Source organism: Frigoribacterium sp. Leaf44 (assembly GCF_001421865.1).
Lineage (GTDB): Bacteria > Actinomycetota > Actinomycetes > Actinomycetales > Microbacteriaceae > Frigoribacterium.
On the sequence record NZ_LMLG01000001.1, the window covers coordinates 1,289,937 to 1,305,005 of the forward strand.

The following is a 15,069-nucleotide window of genomic DNA, read 5'->3' on the forward strand; positions in this document are numbered from 1 at the left end:
TCGGGACCTGGCACCGGGGAAGGTGCGCCAGGGCAGACGGCTGAGGGTCGGGGCCCACGGGCTAGAAGAGCCCGGGGATCACCTCCTCGGTGGTGTTGGCGAACTCGGCCTCTTGGGCCTCGTAGTAGGTGTTCCACGCGTCGGTCGCCCAGATCTCGGCACGGTTGCCCGCGCCGATCACGGTGAGGTCTCGACCGAGGCCGGCGTACTCGCGCAGCGTCGCCGGGATGGTGACCCGGTGCTGCTTGTCGGGGATCTCGTCGCTTGCGCCCGAGAGGAAGAGGCGCATGTAGTCGCGGGCCTGCTTGCTCGTGACCGGCGCCTGACGGATGCGCGAGTGCATGTCTTCGAACTCGCGCTGGCTGAAGACGTAGACGCACCGCTCTTGCCCACGGGTCATGACGAGGCCCGGGGCCAGTTCGTCACGAAATTTCGCGGGGAGGATGATGCGCCCTTTCTCGTCGAGCTTGGGCGAATAGGTGCCGAGGAACATGCGCCCGTCTCCCCTCGCCCCGCACCCCGTCTGTGGCACGTACCTCCACTTTACTCCACAACCCACCACCAGACAATGAAACGGCGGGTCCTCTGCCGCATGTCCGGCCTGCGATCCGCTCCAGTTCGGGGGTCACACGGGTGGAGGACGGTGGAGGAGAACCGCGACGAGGAGGCGCGCCCTGCGTGTCGCGCGCCTCCCGCGGGGTGGACGGGCGCACGAAAAAAGGGGCCGGCCCGAAGGCCGACCCCTGAGGTCGTGGTGCTGGTGGCGCCTAGGAGCGCTCGTCGCCGTCCTGGCGGCGGTCCCAGCGGTCGTTGAGCCGATCCATCAGGCCCCCCTTGGCGGGGTGCGCGGGGCGGGAGGTGGAGGAACGGGGAGCCGACGGCATCGAGGCCGTCGAGGACCCCTTCCGCTTGGGGGGCGCGATGGCGAACAGCACGCCGGCGAGCATGACCACGAACCCCGCCACACCGATCAAGGGCTGACGGAAGATGACGCCTGCGACGATGACGGCGATGCCGACGAGCGCACCGAGGACCCCGACCACGACGAGCGTGTAGTTCGGTCGACCACCCCGGTTGCCGACCGTCGCCACGAAGTCGGAGTCGTTGTTGTAGAGACTCCGCTCCATCTCTTCGAGGAGCCGCTGCTCCTGTTCGGAAAGTGGCATCTTGGTGTTCCCTTCGAGCACGGGCTCTCAAGCGCGAGGCGGGAGCCTCGGGATCGACGCGATGAGTAGCTGCGAGTGTATGCCCGACAGCTATCGCTAGGCTAGGCAGCGTGGCTGAGAGTACGCGGTTAGTGGACGTCGTTCAAGAGCGCATCGACCGGTTCCTCGAGCGGCAGCGACCGGCCCTGGCGGGCATCGCTCCCGACCTCGACTCCTTCTCCCTCTACTCGAGCGATCTGCTCCGCGGCGGGAAGCGTTTCCGGGCCCTCTTCTGCTACTGGGGCTGGCAGTCGATCGCCGGGCTCGACACGGGCTTCGACCCGCTCGGGGAGTCCCGCGACGAACGCGAGATCGACGCGGTCATGACCGCCTCGGCCGGGCTCGAGTTCTTCCACGCGGCGGCGCTCGTGCACGACGACATCATGGACAACTCCGATACGCGGCGAGGGCTGCCGGCGGCGCATCGGCGCTTCGAGGCCCTGCACCGCGAGGGGGCGTGGCTCGGGTCTCCCGAGGCGTTCGGCCGATCGGGTGCCCTTCTCATGGGTGACCTGCTGCTGGCATGGAGCGACGAGCTGCTGAGCGAGGCCCTCGACTCCCTCCCGTCCCGCGAGGCCGCCCGCTCGGCACGCCTCGAGCTCAACCGCATGCGGACCGAGGTCACGGTGGGCCAGTACCTCGACATCCTCGAGGAGAACGCCTGGCAGACCGTCGACGAGCTGCAGCTCCTGCCGCGTGCCCAGCGCGTGATCGTGTACAAGTCTGCGAAGTACAGCGTCGAGGCCCCGCTGACCGTGGGGGCGGCGATGGCCGGCGCCGACCGGTCCGCCCTCGAGTCCCTGCGGCACTTCGGACTGCCCCTCGGCATCGCCTACCAACTGCGCGACGATCTCCTCGGTGTCTTCGGCGACCCGTCGGTCACGGGCAAGCCCGCGGGCGACGACCTGAGAGAGGGCAAGCGCACGGTCCTCGTGGCGACCGCTCGTCGGGCCCTGCCCCCGGGTGCCGTCCGCCTTCTCGACGAACTCCTCGGCGACCCCGAACTCGACGACGACCAGATCAGCATGTTGCAGGCGACGCTCCGAGACAGCGGGGCCGTCGACGCCGTCGAGCAGACGATCATCGATCAGGTCGAGCGTGCCGTCCACGCACTCGAGAGGTCCGGCCTCGCGCCGTCGGCACGGACCCAGTTGACGCGACTCGCCGAGACCGTCACACGCCGCGCCTCCTGAACCCGCCGACGGCTCGACGCCTCTCGTCCGACGGTCTGCAGGGCCGGTACGGCGTCGAGGCTAGAGCAGACTCTGCGCGATGCGCCGGACCTCGGCCTTGCGCCCGGCCTGGAGGGCTGCGACGGGACTCGTGCCGAGCGCCTCGTCGTGGGACAGCATCCAGTCGATCGCCTCGTCGTCGTCGAATCCGTTGTCCGAGAGGACCGTGAGGGTGCCTCGGAGGTCGTGCCTCGGCTCGGAGCCGTCGAGGAAGACGGCGGGCACCTTCGTGACGCCGTCCACGCGGGTCCCGACGAGGACGTGCTCCTCGAGGAGCCGACGCACGCGGCTCACCCCGAGGCCGAGCCGATCGACGAGGTCGGGCACGGTGAGCCATTCGGTGTCGGCGAACCAGGGGCGTTGAGAGAGATCGGTCACGCGACAACCTTGCCACGGGTTCGTGAGCCCTCGCCGCGCCCCCTCGTCCTCCTCCCCCAATGCGAGTCACATCGGCAACATGCGCCCCACTGATTGACTTGGATATCCACGTGTGCCAACTTGGGACGACGTGGCACCGCGGCTCACCGATCACCCAGCGACCGTGTCCCCGCCCCCGAACCGAGGATCAGCCCATGAACGACGTCACTCCCGCCCGCCCCGACTCCGAGTCCGCGACGACCTCGGACGTTCGAGCGACCAGTGCATTCGGCCCCCTCGGTGGCGACGACGAGCGCAAGCCGCTCTCGCGCATGGCGCGGTCGATGCTCAACACGGTCCCCATCGTCCTGGCGGGCTCGATGGCCCTGAGCATGGGCGTCACCGGTCCTGTGTTCGCCCTCGACCAGGGCCCGACGAAGAAGCCCGACGCGTCTCCGCGTCCCGTGCTGCCCCCTCGACTCTCGGCGCCCGAGCAGAAGACCGCGGGCACCGTCGAGACCGCCGCGAGCTCGGCCCGCGTCTTCGGCGCCGCCCCGGCCACCTACACCGTCAAGTCCGGCGACACGGTCGCGAGCATCGCCGGATCGTTCGGCCTGAGCACCGCGTCGGTGCTCGCCCTCAACGGCCTCAGCTGGAAGTCCACCATCTTCCCGGGCCAGACCCTGAGCCTGAGCGCCGCCACGAGTGCCGCGGCCAAACCGTCGTCCGCGCCCGCGCCGGTCAAGGCGACCGGCGGCCGGTACGTCATCGTCCGTGGGGACACGCTGAGCTCCATCGCGCGAGCCCACGGGGTCACGACGAGCGCACTCATCCAGGCGAACGGGCTGGGACTGTCGAGCATCATCTACCCGGGCCAGACTCTGACCGTCCCGACGGGCTCGTCCGCGTCCACCGCCACGACGCCGGCCCCTGCCGCAGGACCCGCCGTGGGCAGCTACGTCATCCAGCGGGGCGACACCATCGCCTCCATCGCCTCCAAGTCGGGCACGAGCGTCAAGGCCCTCCTCGCCGCGAACGGGCTCTCGTTCACCAGCACGATCTACGCCGGCAAGACCCTCACCCTGCCCGGTGCCGCGGCTCCGACAGCCACGACCGTGGTCGCGTCGACGTCGGCCGCGCCGCTCGGAGTCAGTGCCACGCTGACGGCGGAGCAGGCCGGGAACGCCCGGACCATCATCTCGGTGGGACGCCAGCTCGGGGTCGGAGATCGGGCGATCGTCATCGCCCTGGCTGCGGCCGCACAGGAGAGCAGCCTGCGCAACCTCGACCACGGCGACCGGGACTCCCTCGGCCTGTTCCAGCAGCGCCCGAGCACGGGTTGGGGAACGCCCGCCCAGCTGCGCGACCCCGTGCACGCGACCAAGCTCTTCTTCGGCGGCGCGAGCAACCCGAACACGGGCAAGACGCGAGGCCTGCTCGACGTCAAGGGGTGGCAGTCGATGTCCCTGACGAGGGCGGCGCAGGCCGTTCAGTACTCGGCGTTCCCGGACGCCTACGCCAAGTGGGAGGCTCCCGCCACGACCTGGCTCGCGACCCTCCGCTGACCCACGGACGACCTGTGGGCGGGCGGTTTGCCGCCGTGCGGTGAGTTGAGGCACCGGCACGGCCCTCGGTCCGTAAAATCACGAGGGTGAGCGTGAACCAGACTGACCCGATGATCGGCCGTCTCATCGAGGGCCGGTACGAGGTCCGTTCACGCATCGCCCGAGGCGGCATGGCCACCGTGTACCTGGCCACCGACCTGCGTCTCGAACGTCGCGTGGCCATCAAGATCATGCACGGCCACCTCGCCGACGACGCGTCGTTCAAGGAGCGCTTCATCCAGGAGGCGCGCTCGGCCGCCCGCTTGGCCCACCCCAACGTCGTCAACGTCTTCGACCAAGGCCAGGACGACGACTCGGCGTACCTCGTCATGGAGTACCTGCCCGGCATCACGTTGCGAGAACTCCTGCAGGACCACAAGGTGCTGACGGCCGAACAGGCGATGGACATCCTCGAAGCGGTCCTCGCCGGCCTCGCCGCCGCCCACCGCGCCGGCATCGTGCACCGCGACCTCAAGCCCGAGAACGTCCTCCTCGCCGACGACGGACGCATCAAGATCGGCGACTTCGGCCTGGCGCGGGCCGCGACGGCCAACACGGCCACGGGCGCCGCGCTGTTGGGGACGATCGCCTACCTCTCCCCCGAACTCGTGACCCGGGGCATCGCCGACACCCGCAGCGACATCTACGCGCTGGGCATCATGATGTACGAGATGCTCACGGGCGAACAGCCCTACAAGGGCGACCAGCCCATGCAGATCGCTTACCAGCACGCGAACGACACGGTCCCCACCCCCAGCTCGGCGAACCCCCGCGTCCCGGTCGAGCTGGACGAGCTCGTCCTCTGGGCCACCGCACGCGACCCCGAGCAGCGACCGCGCGACGCCCGGGCGCTGCTCGACCAGCTGCTCGACGTGCAGCGGGTGCTCGCCGATCCGTCGGGACCGCCCGCCAACAGGACGATGGTGCTCCCGGCCGCCGGCGCGACCTCCGTGCTGCCGGCCGGTGGCACGGGTGAGACGCAGGTCCTACCCAAGGCACGACACCGGACCGGACCGGTCCAGGCCGAACCCGACGACGCCGCCACGACGCTCGCCGCCGTCGCCGACCGACGTCGGCGACGGGGTCGGGTGCTCATGGCCCTGGTCGTCGTGGTGGCCCTGCTCGCAGGAGGGGCGGGCTGGTGGTTCGGTTCGGGGCCCGGTGCGCAGACGTCCGTCCCCGACGTGTCGGGACAGGACCCCGCCGCGGCATCGGCCGCACTCACGTCGGCCGGGTTCGTGGTCGCACCCGACACCCAGTCGGACTTCTCCCCGGTGGTACCCACGGGCCAGGTCACACGCACGGATCCCGACGCCACGACCCGGGTGCAGAAGGGTTCCACGATCACCCTCGTGGTCTCCCAAGGACCCCGGCAGCTGCCGGTGCCCACGGTCGTCGGCGAGACCGAGGACGCTGCCACGGACGCACTCTCGGACTTCACCCTGCAGCCGACGGCGAGCCAGTTCGACGCGTCGGCCGCGGGTACCGTCCTCGCGATCAGCGGCGTGGACGAGGCCGGCACCCCGGTCGATCTCGCCGGGGCCGCCCAGTACGGCGAACAGCAGCCGGTGACGCTCACCGTCTCGCTCGGACCCGTTCCGGACGTGGCCGGCCTCTCCGTGGCGGATGCCCAGAATGCCCTGACCGGGGTCCAGTTGACGGGCGTCGAGAGCGGAACGGAGTTCAGCGACTCGGTCGCCTCCGGCGAGGTCATCCGCTACGAGCAGCAGGCCGAGGGGGCGCTCCACCAGGGCGACACGGTAGACCTCGTCGTGTCGAAGGGCCCGCCGCCCATCACCATCCCCGACGTCCGGGGCAAGACCATCGACGCGGCCACGTCGCAGTTGCAGGGTCTCGGCTTCCGGGTGAGCTACCCGAACTGCACGGCTTTCACGTGTGCGTTCTACGACTGGGAGGCCCGTCTGCCGGTCACCGCGACCGATCCCGAGGCCGGCCTGACCGCGACCAAGGGTGCGACGATCACCCTCACGTACCGGGTGGAGTGAGTCCCGGCCACCTCGGAGGCCGATGGCACCGACAGTGCGACGGCCCCGGGACCGAAGGTCCCGGGGCCGTCGCCGTCACGGTGGGACTCAGTCGGCCGCGAGCTCCTCGGACACCAGGAAGGCCAGTTCGAGCGACTGCATGTGGTTGAGTCGCGGGTCGCAGAGGGACTCGTAGCGGGTGGCGAGCGTCGCCTCGTCGATGTGCTCGGAACCACCCAAGCACTCGGTGACGTCGTCGCCGGTCAGCTCGATGTGGATTCCGCCCGGGTGGGTGCCTGCGGCACGGTGTGCCTCGAAGAACCCCTTGACCTCGTCCATGATCTCTTCGAAGCGCCGGGTCTTGTAGCCCGTGGGCGTCGTGAGACCGTTGCCGTGCATCGGGTCGCTCACCCACAGGGGCGTCGCATCGGCCTTCTTGATGGCCTCGAGGAGGGGAGGCAGGGCATCCCGGATCGTACCGGCGCCCATGCGGGTGATGAAGGTGAGACGCCCGGGTTCACGCTCGGGGTCGAGCTTGTCGATGAGACGCAGCATGTCGTCGGCCGTCGTCGTCGGGCCGAGCTTCACTCCGATGGGGTTGCGCACCCGAGAGAGGAAGTCGACGTGGGCGCCGTCGAGGTCGCGGGTCCGCTCGCCGATCCACACGAAGTGGGACGAGAGAACGTACGGAGTGCCCGTGCGCGAGTCGATGCGGGTCAGGGGGCGCTCGTAGTCCATGAGCAGGCCTTCGTGGCTGGTGTAGAACTCGACGCGCTTGAGCTCGTCGAAGTCCGCGCCGGCCGCCTCCATGAAACGGATCGCCTTGTCGATCTCTCGGGCGAGGTGTTCGTACTGGGCGTTGGCCGGGTTGGTGGCGAAGCCCTTGTTCCAGCTGTGCACCTGACGGAGGTCGGCGAACCCGCCTTGGGTGAACGCCCGGATCAGGTTGATCGTCGAGGCCGAGGTGTGGTACCCCTTCACCAGACGAGCCGCATCCGCGCGTCGGGATTCCGGGGTGAAGTCGTAGCCGTTCACGATGTCACCGCGGTAGGCCGGCAGCGTGACGCCGTCACGGGTTTCGGTGTCACTGGAGCGCGGCTTGGCGAACTGGCCGGCCATGCGGCCCATCTTGATGACGGGGACGGACGCGCCGTAGGTGAGGACGACCGCCATCTGCAGGATGGTCTTGACCCGGTCACGGATCTGGTCGGCGGTCGCACCCGCGAAGGTCTCGGCGCAGTCGCCGCCCTGGAGCAGGAACGCCTCACCCCGGGCCGCCGACGCCAGCCGCGTGCGGAGGGTGTCGACCTCGCCGGCGAAGACGAGCGGAGGAAGGGTGGACAACTCGGCCGAGGCGGCCTCGACGGCCGCGCCGTCGTGCCAGGTGGGCTGCTGCTTGATGGGGAGCGTGCGCCAATGGTCGAGACCGTCGATCACGTCGGGATCGGTGACGACGAACGGTTCGGTGAGCTGGGCCACGGTCTTCCTTGCCACTTGACGGTCTCGAGGCCGAACGACCTCGACAGGCGAGCCTACCGTGAAAGGGTCGAGCGCTTCTCCTTGACGCTGGTCGCGTAGACGTCGCTGTACTGCTGGCCACTGAGGGCGTTGAGCTCGTACATGATCTCGTCCGTGATGGACCGCAGGATGAATCGGTCGCCCTCCATGCCCTCGAAGCGGCTGAAGTCGAGCGGCTCGCCGAAGACGATGCCGACACGGTGCAGGCGCGGGATCTTCGTCCCGGTCTTCATGACCTTCTCGGTTCCGATCATGGCGACGGGGATCACGGGCACGTGACCCTCGAGGATCATCCGCGCCACCCCTGTCCGGCCGCGGTAGAGCTTGCCGTCGGGGCTCCGGGTGCCCTCGGGGTAGATGCCGAGTTGCTCACCGCGGCCCAGGACGGACAGGCCCGTCGCCAACGATGCCTCGGACGCCTTGCCCCCGGACCGGTCGATGGACAGCTGCCCCGTGGCCGTGAAGAACAGCCGGCTGGCCCAGCCCTTGATGCCCTTGCCGGTGAAGTAGTCGCTCTTGGCGAGGAAGGAGATGCGCCGGTCGAGGACGAGTGGCAGGAAGATCGAGTCGACGAACGAGAGGTGGTTGCTCGCGAAGATGACGGCACCCGACGCGGGGACGTGCTCGCGACCACTGACCCACGGTCGGAAGATCGACAGGACGAGCGGACTCGCGACCATCGTCTTCAGGAACCAGTAGAGCATCGGTGCTCCTCTCGTCGGGGCGTCGGGAGTCTAGCGGTCGCCGGCGTGGAGGCGTGCGAGGTCGGCGGCGCCCACGACCCCCGCGTCGTTCACCAGCTCGGCGATCACGAACTCGGGCTCGGGGTGGTAGCCGCGAGCCGGCAGGTGCTCGAGGTACGCCGCCCGGACAGGTGCGAGCAGCAGCTCGCCGGACTGCGCCACGCCGCCGCCGAAGACGAAGACCTGCGGGTCGAGGATCGCGCTCAGCGACGCGGCCGCCTGACCGAGCCAGGTGCCGAGGCGACGCAGGGCCTCGACGGCGCCCGCGTCGCCGGACTGGAGCAACAGGCTGACGTCGTGGCCCGAGAGCTCGCCGCTCTCGGCGCGCAGATCGGCGAGGACGCGGCCGGCGCCACCCTCGTCGGCGACCTCACCCGCGATCCGCAGCAGGGCGCGACCCGAGCCGTACTGTTCGATGCACCCACGGGCCCCGCAGCCGCACGGAAGACCGTCGGGCACGATGCGCATGTGGCCGAGCTCGCCACCCGTGCCGAAGCCCCCGCGCAGGAGGCGGTCCTGCGCCACGATGGCACCGCCCACCCCCGTGCCGATGGTGAGCATCGTCATGTCGCTGGCGAGACGGCCCGCCCCGAACCGGAACTCGGCCCAGCCGGCGGCGTTCGCGTCGTTGTCGATCGTGATGTGCAGGTCGAGTCGCTCGGACAGCCGCGCCCGGAGGGGTTCGTTCCGCCACGCGATGTTGGGCGTGTAGTAGACGGTCGACTGCGCGGCGTCGATGAAGCCGGGGGCGGCCACTCCTGCGGCGGTGACGTCGGGGTGACGTGCCTGCAGCGACGTGACCATGTCGACGACCGCCTCGACTATCGCCCCCGCGTCGCCCGCGGGCGTCGCGACGCGCTCTTCGTCGACGATCTCGCCGAATTCGGTGACCACGCCGCCCGCGATCTTCGTCCCACCGATGTCGATTCCGATTGCCTGCACGAGGATCGAGTCTATCCTCGACGCCCGTTCACCTTCAGCACCGTCCCCCGGCGAGGTCGCGTTAGGGTTGTGGAACCATCGTTCGGTACCGAAGGAGCTGCCGTGAACGAACACATCGTCCCATCCGCCGTACCCGCCGACCCGTCCGCCAACGCGACCGACCTGTTGCTCGCCCGGGTCGCCGCCACGCCCGACGAGCCCCTCTTCTCCGTGCCGGACGGAACGGGCGGGTGGCGCGACGTCACGGCCGCCCGGTTCCTCGAGCAGGTGCGAGCGCTCGCGAAGGGACTCATCGCAGCAGGCGTCGGACCAGGCGACAAGATCGGCCTCATGTGCCGCACGCGCTACGAGTGGACCCTCATCGATTTCGCGACCTGGTTCGCGGGTGCCCTGCTCGTCCCCGTCTACGAGACGTCGTCACCCGCACAGGTCCACTGGAACCTCAGCGACTCGGAGGCCGTGGCCGTCATCGTCGAGACCGCGGACCACTTCTCGCGGTTCGACGAGGTGCACCCCGAGTTGCCGTCCGTGACGCGCGTCTGGCAGGTCGACCTGGGCGATCTCGACAAGCTCGCCGCATCGGGTGTCGACGTGTCCGACGACGAACTCGAGGCCCGTCGCAGCGCCGCCGTCGCCGACGACGTCGCCACCATCATCTACACCTCGGGCACCACCGGCCGCCCCAAGGGATGCGTGCTGACCCACGCCAACTTCGTCGAGACGAGCCGCAACGCCGCCGTCGCCATGAGCGACGTCGTGGCGCCCGGCTCGTCCACCCTCTTGTTCGTGACGACCGCGCACGTCTTCGCGCGCTTCATCGCGGTGATGTCGGTCCACGCCGGGGTCAAGGTCGGCCACCAGGCCGACACGAAGCAGTTGCTGCCGTCGCTGGCCTCGTTCAAGCCGAGCTTCCTGCTCGCGGTCCCCCGCGTCTTCGAGAAGGTCTACAACTCGGCCGAGCAGAAAGCCGAGGCCGGGGGCAGAGGCGGCATCTTCCGGCAGGCCGTCGCCGTCGCCATCGCCCACAGCAAGGCACTCGACGAGGGCACCGTGCCCCTGGGCCTTAAGCTCCGCTTCGCACTGTTCGACCGGCTCGTGTACGGCAAGCTCAAGAAGGCCATGGGCGGCAACATCCGCTACGCGGTCTCGGGCTCGGCCCCACTCGGCACGCGGCTCGGCCACTTCTTCCGCAGTCTCGACATCCGCATCCTCGAGGGCTACGGGTTGACCGAGACGACGGCTCCCGCAGCCGTCAACCTCGTCTCGAAGTTCAAGATCGGCACGGTCGGGCCGGCGTTGCCCGGGGTCGGCATCAGGATCGCGGACGACGGAGAAGTTCTCGTCAAGGGCGTCAACGTCTTCGCGGGGTACTGGAAGGACGACGAGGCCACGGCCGACGTCCTGGAGGACGGGTGGTTCCGCACCGGCGACCTCGGCACGCTCGACGCCGACGGCTATCTCACCATCACCGGCCGGAAGAAAGAGATCATCGTGACCGCCGGAGGCAAGAACGTCTCCCCCGCGGCTCTCGAGGACCCGATCAGGGCGAACCCCCTGGTCGGGCAGGTCGTCGTCGTGGGCGACCAGCGCCCGTTCGTCGCGGCCCTGATCACCCTCGACACGGAGATGCTGCCCGTGTGGTTGAACAACGCCGGCGAGGCGGCCGACATGCCCCTCGCCGAGGCCGCCCGGCACCCGAAGGTCCGCGCCGAGGTCCAACGGGCCGTCGACGACGCGAACGCCGCGGTCTCGAGGGCCGAGTCGATCCGCAAGTTCGAGATCCTGCCGGTCGAGTTCACCGAGGCCGGAGGTCACCTCACCCCGAAGATGAGCGTCAAGCGTGCCGTCGTGGTGGACGACTTCGCCCAGCACATCGCCGACATCTACACGGCCCACCCCGACACCGAGTCGGTGCGGACCATCACCTCACGAGGACGGTGATCAGACCCGCCACCAGTCGGCGGAACGGATCTCGCGCATGGCCTCGCGCTTCGTCTCGGGCTCGAGGGTGAGCACGTAGAGCGTGCCGTCGAGATGGTCCGTCTCGTGTTGAAGGGCCTGGGCCATGAGCCCGGTGCCCTCGAGCACGACTTTGCGGCCCTCGAGGTCGACCCCCTCAACCCGGGCGTACTCGTGGCGCGGGGTCGGGAACCAGAACCCGGGCACCGAGAGACAGCCTTCGTCGACCAGGGTCTTCTCGCCCGAGACCTCGACGACGACGGGGTTCAGGACGTAACCGACCTGCCCGTCGACGTTGTAGCTGAAGGCCCGGAGCGACACCCCGATCTGGGCGGCCGCGACCCCGGCCCGCCCCGGCTCGCGAACGGTGTCGAGGAGATCTTCGACCAGGGACGCGAGGCGCGGGTCACCGATGGTCACGGGGTCGGACGTCGATCGAAGGACGGGATCGCCGAACAGGCGGATGGGTCTCACGCTCACGGCGCGCCTCCTGGGGTGGGTCTGGATGTGGTGCGGACGACGCGTCGCGACACCACGACGTCGACGGCCGGGCTGGCGCGGACGTTTCGCGGAAGCGGACGCACACCGCATCGACGTGGCTGTTGGGTGATTCAACAGTAGTGAAGGTATCGTCTGTGTCGTGCATGTACTCAGCGTCAGCTCTCTCAAAGGGGGCGTCGGCAAGACGACGGTGACGCTCGGACTCACGTCGGCCGCCTTCGCCAAGGGTCTCAGGACCCTCGTCGTCGACCTCGATCCCCAGTCCGACGTCTCGACCGGCCTCGACATCACCGTCTCGGGTCACCTCAACGTCGCGGACGTCCTCGCGTCGCCGAAAGAGAAGACGGTCCGTGCGGCGATCGCTCCCAGCGGCTGGACGAAGGGCCGTCAGGGCAAGGTCGACGTCATGATCGGCAGCCCCTCGGCCATCAACTTCGACGGTCCGCACCCGTCGATCCGTGACATCTGGAAGCTCGAAGAGGCCCTGGCCAACGTCGAGGCCGACTACGACCTCGTCCTGATCGACTGCGCCCCGTCCCTCAACGCCCTCACCCGTACCGCCTGGGCGGCCTCCGATCGCGTGACGGTCGTCACCGAACCGGGTCTGTTCAGCGTGGCCGCCGCGGACCGGGCCCTCCGCGCCATCGAGGAGATCCGACGGGGCCTCTCACCGCGCCTCCAGCCCCTCGGCATCATCGTCAACCGCGCCCGCGTGCAGTCCCTGGAGCACCAGTTCCGCATCAAGGAGCTGCGCGACATGTTCGGCCCCCTGGTCCTGTCGCCCCAGCTGCCCGAGCGCACGTCGCTGCAGCAGGCCCAGGGTGCGGCCAAGCCTCTCCACGCCTGGCCCGGCGAGAGCGCACAAGAGATGGCCCGCAACTTCGACCAGCTGCTCGAGCGCATCATGCGGACGGCCAAGATCGGCGACTACGCCGAGCCTGCTGCCCACTGAACCGGCACCCGTCCCTGACGCGACGACGAAGGCCCCGCACGACATCGTGCGGGGCCTTCGTCGTCCACGACCGCGTCTCGCGGTCGGGGGCTGATCAGCTGGCGCGGGTGCCACGTCGCGCGGCGAGCTCGTCGGAGGGATCGGCGGCGGGCGTGCTGTCGATCTCGACGAGACTCGACTCCACCTCGCGGAGGACCTTGCCGACGGCGATGCCGAACACACCCTGACCGCGGCTGACGAGGTCGATGACCTCGTCGTCCGACGTGCACAGATACACACTGGCTCCGTCGCTCATCAGGGTCGTCTGGGCGAGGTCGTTCACCCCGGCCTCGCGGAGTTGGTTGACGGCCGTCCGGATCTGCTGGAGCGAGATGCCCGTGTCGAGGAGGCGCTTGACGAGCTTGAGGACGAGGATGTCGCGGAAACCGTAGAGGCGTTGCGAGCCGGAGCCCGCGGCGCCGCGGATGGTCGGCTCGACCAGCTCGGTGCGCGCCCAGTAGTCGAGCTGGCGGTAGCTGATGCCGGCCGCCTTGGCTGCGACGGTGCCGCGGTAGCCACTGTCGGCGTCGTGTTCGGGCAGGCCGTCGGTGAAGAGCAGACCCAGCTCGTAGCGGGATTCCTCGGGGGAACCTGACTCACTCATGCTGTTGCCTTCCACGTTCTTCTTCCGGAGCTCAACGTTCAACATCGGGTTGATGGTTGTACAGGACTCACGGTACCCACAACGGGGAGCTGCCTGGGCGACATTCGCTCCGACGGGTCGGCGTGTCGAGGATATTCGCCCGGAGCGAGGACGTCTAGGCGTCGAGACGCCCCAGAGCCGATCGGACGAGCCCCGACCGGACGACGTCGACCTGCGCCGCGAGCTCGCGGGAGAGCTCGGCGACCCGGGCCCGGGACGCCGCGTCGTGCTTGCGCGCCAACGGCGCGAGTGCCGTCTCGATGAGGCCGAGTTCGCGGTCGACCGACGCACGGACCGTCCGCAGGTGTCGAGGTTCGATGCCCGACCTGCCCAGTTCGACCAGGGCCGACAGCACCGAGACCGATTCGTCACCGTATCGACCCGCAGGCGGCAGGAGCGACGCCGAGACGGCCTCGTCGAGCAGGGCGGGCGACGCCCCGGTCTCGCGGAGCAACTCGTCGCGACCGAGCCGACGACCGTGCGTCAGGATCGAGACGGGCGCCGCCCCGGACGGGAGCGCTGCCGGGCGACCGGCGTCGAGGTCGGCGAGATGCTGACGGATGACCTTGAGCGGCAGGTAGTGGTCGCGCTGGAGCCCGAGGATGAAACGGAGCCGCTCGACGTCTGCCGGCGAGAACTTGCGGTAGCCGGACGGGGTGCGCACCGGGGTGACCAACTCGCGCTCTTCGAGGAAGCGCAGCTTGCTGTTCGACAGGTCGGGGAACTCGGGCTTGAGCCGTGAGAGGACCTGCCCGATCGTCAACAGGTCGGACGGCCCGGTCTGCGACGACCGGGCGACGGCGGTGCGGGGCACGACTACTTGATCGCCAGGTTCGCGAGATCGACCCGCGATGCGTAGAACGTGAGGCGGAACTTGCCGACCTGGACCTCGGCACCGTCGGAGAGCCGGGCCTCGTCGATGCGGACACCGTCGAAGTAGGTGCCGTTCAGCGACCCGAGATCGCGCACGCTGAAGCTGATGCCCTCGCGGCGGAACTCGGCGTGCTTGCGGCTGACCGTCACGTCGTCGAGGAAGATGCCGGCCTCGGGGTGACGCCCGGCGATGGTGACGTCGGAGTCGAGGAGGAATCGTGCGCCGATGTTGGGGCCGCGGCGGACCACGAGCAGCGCAGAACCCGAAGGCAGGGCGGCGACGGCGTCACGCTCGTCGGTGGACACGCCTCCCTCGAGGGCGGCCAGTTGCGCCTGGAACTCTTCGTTGAAGCTGAGGGTCGTGTCGACCTCGCGAGGGGCGCCGGGAGCGCGGTCCTGCTCGCCGGGTGCCGGGTTGGCGGGCTCTGCCATCGTGGACCTCCTTTGGCGTCCCAGCGTATCGGAACTCCGACCCTCGTCGGGAACCGATTTCGGCGACCGCCCGCGCGGATGGCG

General features: G+C 69.4%; 15 protein-coding genes. 5 read left to right on the forward strand and 10 right to left on the reverse strand.

From position 1 onward, the window contains the following. Nucleotides 1-61: 61 nt before the first annotated feature. Together mraZ and ASE87_RS05925 are read right to left on the reverse strand one after the other, a co-directional pair. Nucleotides 62-493, reverse strand: coding sequence for a division/cell wall cluster transcriptional repressor MraZ (mraZ, locus tag ASE87_RS05920; RefSeq protein ID WP_043594917.1), 432 nt, complete (start codon nucleotides 491-493; stop codon nucleotides 62-64). Nucleotides 494-767: 274 nt separating this feature from the next. Further along, entirely contained in the window at nucleotides 768-1,166 is a 399-nt protein-coding gene (locus ASE87_RS05925) for a DUF3040 domain-containing protein (RefSeq protein ID WP_043595060.1), read from the reverse strand. Nucleotides 1,167-1,276: 110 nt separating this feature from the next. Between ASE87_RS05925 and ASE87_RS05930 the strand changes: the two genes are divergently transcribed. Beyond that, a complete protein-coding gene (locus ASE87_RS05930; RefSeq protein ID WP_056226601.1) occupies nucleotides 1,277-2,398 on the forward strand; it encodes a polyprenyl synthetase family protein in 1,122 nt (373 codons plus the stop codon). Nucleotides 2,399-2,458: 60 nt separating this feature from the next. Here the strand turns inward: ASE87_RS05930 and ASE87_RS05935 are convergent, their stop codons facing one another. Beyond that, nucleotides 2,459-2,815 (reverse strand): Rv2175c family DNA-binding protein, encoded by a 357-nt coding sequence (locus ASE87_RS05935; protein ID WP_043594915.1) that lies wholly within the window; start codon nucleotides 2,813-2,815, stop codon nucleotides 2,459-2,461. A gap of 194 nt (nucleotides 2,816-3,009) precedes the next feature. Between ASE87_RS05935 and ASE87_RS05940 the strand changes: the two genes are divergently transcribed. Then, entirely contained in the window at nucleotides 3,010-4,359 is a 1,350-nt protein-coding gene (locus ASE87_RS05940; RefSeq protein WP_235472202.1) for a LysM peptidoglycan-binding domain-containing protein, read from the forward strand. Between the two features lie 86 nt (nucleotides 4,360-4,445). Further along, nucleotides 4,446-6,404, forward strand: coding sequence for a Stk1 family PASTA domain-containing Ser/Thr kinase (gene pknB / locus ASE87_RS05945; protein ID WP_056226603.1), 1,959 nt, complete (start codon nucleotides 4,446-4,448; stop codon nucleotides 6,402-6,404). 87 nt (nucleotides 6,405-6,491) lie between these two features. Here the strand turns inward: pknB and ASE87_RS05950 are convergent, their stop codons facing one another. The 3 genes from ASE87_RS05950 to ASE87_RS05960 all read right to left on the reverse strand — a co-directional run bounded on the left by ASE87_RS05950 (nucleotide 6,492) and on the right by ASE87_RS05960 (nucleotide 9,586). Then, complete coding sequence (locus tag ASE87_RS05950) at nucleotides 6,492-7,820, reverse strand: class II 3-deoxy-7-phosphoheptulonate synthase (RefSeq protein WP_043595058.1); 1,329 nt, start codon at nucleotides 7,818-7,820, stop codon at nucleotides 6,492-6,494. A gap of 95 nt (nucleotides 7,821-7,915) precedes the next feature. Then, nucleotides 7,916-8,605, reverse strand: a complete 690-nt coding sequence (locus tag ASE87_RS05955) for a 1-acyl-sn-glycerol-3-phosphate acyltransferase (protein WP_043594913.1) — start codon at nucleotides 8,603-8,605, stop codon at nucleotides 7,916-7,918. A gap of 30 nt (nucleotides 8,606-8,635) precedes the next feature. Beyond that, nucleotides 8,636-9,586, reverse strand: a complete 951-nt coding sequence (locus tag ASE87_RS05960; RefSeq protein ID WP_043594912.1) for an ROK family glucokinase — start codon at nucleotides 9,584-9,586, stop codon at nucleotides 8,636-8,638. A gap of 102 nt (nucleotides 9,587-9,688) precedes the next feature. Between ASE87_RS05960 and ASE87_RS05965 the strand changes: the two genes are divergently transcribed. Next, nucleotides 9,689-11,527 (forward strand): long-chain fatty acid--CoA ligase, encoded by a 1,839-nt coding sequence (locus ASE87_RS05965; RefSeq protein WP_056226605.1) that lies wholly within the window; start codon nucleotides 9,689-9,691, stop codon nucleotides 11,525-11,527. On the opposite strand, the gene def is transcribed toward ASE87_RS05965, so the two are convergent. After that, nucleotides 11,528-12,025, reverse strand: coding sequence for a peptide deformylase (gene def / locus ASE87_RS05970; protein WP_056226608.1), 498 nt, complete (start codon nucleotides 12,023-12,025; stop codon nucleotides 11,528-11,530). Nucleotides 12,026-12,185: 160 nt separating this feature from the next. On the opposite strand from def, the gene ASE87_RS05975 reads away from it, so the two are divergent. After that, nucleotides 12,186-12,998: a ParA family protein gene (locus tag ASE87_RS05975; protein ID WP_043594909.1), complete on the forward strand. Its 813-nt coding sequence runs from the start codon at nucleotides 12,186-12,188 to the stop codon at nucleotides 12,996-12,998. 94 nt (nucleotides 12,999-13,092) lie between these two features. Here ASE87_RS05975 and ASE87_RS05980 read toward each other — a convergent pair whose 3' ends face one another. The 3 genes from ASE87_RS05980 to ASE87_RS05990 all read right to left on the reverse strand — a co-directional run bounded on the left by ASE87_RS05980 (nucleotide 13,093) and on the right by ASE87_RS05990 (nucleotide 14,985). After that, nucleotides 13,093-13,641, reverse strand: a complete 549-nt coding sequence (locus tag ASE87_RS05980) for a MerR family transcriptional regulator (RefSeq protein WP_043595057.1) — start codon at nucleotides 13,639-13,641, stop codon at nucleotides 13,093-13,095. Between the two features lie 154 nt (nucleotides 13,642-13,795). Further along, nucleotides 13,796-14,494 (reverse strand): MerR family transcriptional regulator, encoded by a 699-nt coding sequence (locus ASE87_RS05985; protein ID WP_056226610.1) that lies wholly within the window; start codon nucleotides 14,492-14,494, stop codon nucleotides 13,796-13,798. Nucleotides 14,495-14,496: 2 nt separating this feature from the next. After that, nucleotides 14,497-14,985 (reverse strand): FHA domain-containing protein, encoded by a 489-nt coding sequence (locus ASE87_RS05990; protein ID WP_043594907.1) that lies wholly within the window; start codon nucleotides 14,983-14,985, stop codon nucleotides 14,497-14,499. Between the last annotated feature and the right edge of the window lie 84 nt (nucleotides 14,986-15,069).

Bases quoted from the DNA above. Each gene is read 5' to 3' on its own strand.
- ASE87_RS05990 (WP_043594907.1), bottom strand. From the start codon at position 14,985: ATGGCAGAGCCCGCCAACCCGGCACCCGGCGAGCAGGACCGCGCTCCC.
- ASE87_RS05925 (WP_043595060.1), bottom strand. From the start codon at position 1,166: ATGCCACTTTCCGAACAGGAGCAGCGGCTCCTCGAAGAGATGGAGCGG.
- ASE87_RS05955 (WP_043594913.1), bottom strand. From the start codon at position 8,605: ATGCTCTACTGGTTCCTGAAGACGATGGTCGCGAGTCCGCTCGTCCTG.
- ASE87_RS05940 (WP_235472202.1), top strand. From the start codon at position 3,010: ATGAACGACGTCACTCCCGCCCGCCCCGACTCCGAGTCCGCGACGACC.
- ASE87_RS05980 (WP_043595057.1), bottom strand. From the start codon at position 13,641: ATGAGTGAGTCAGGTTCCCCCGAGGAATCCCGCTACGAGCTGGGTCTG.
- mraZ (WP_043594917.1), bottom strand. From the start codon at position 493: ATGTTCCTCGGCACCTATTCGCCCAAGCTCGACGAGAAAGGGCGCATC.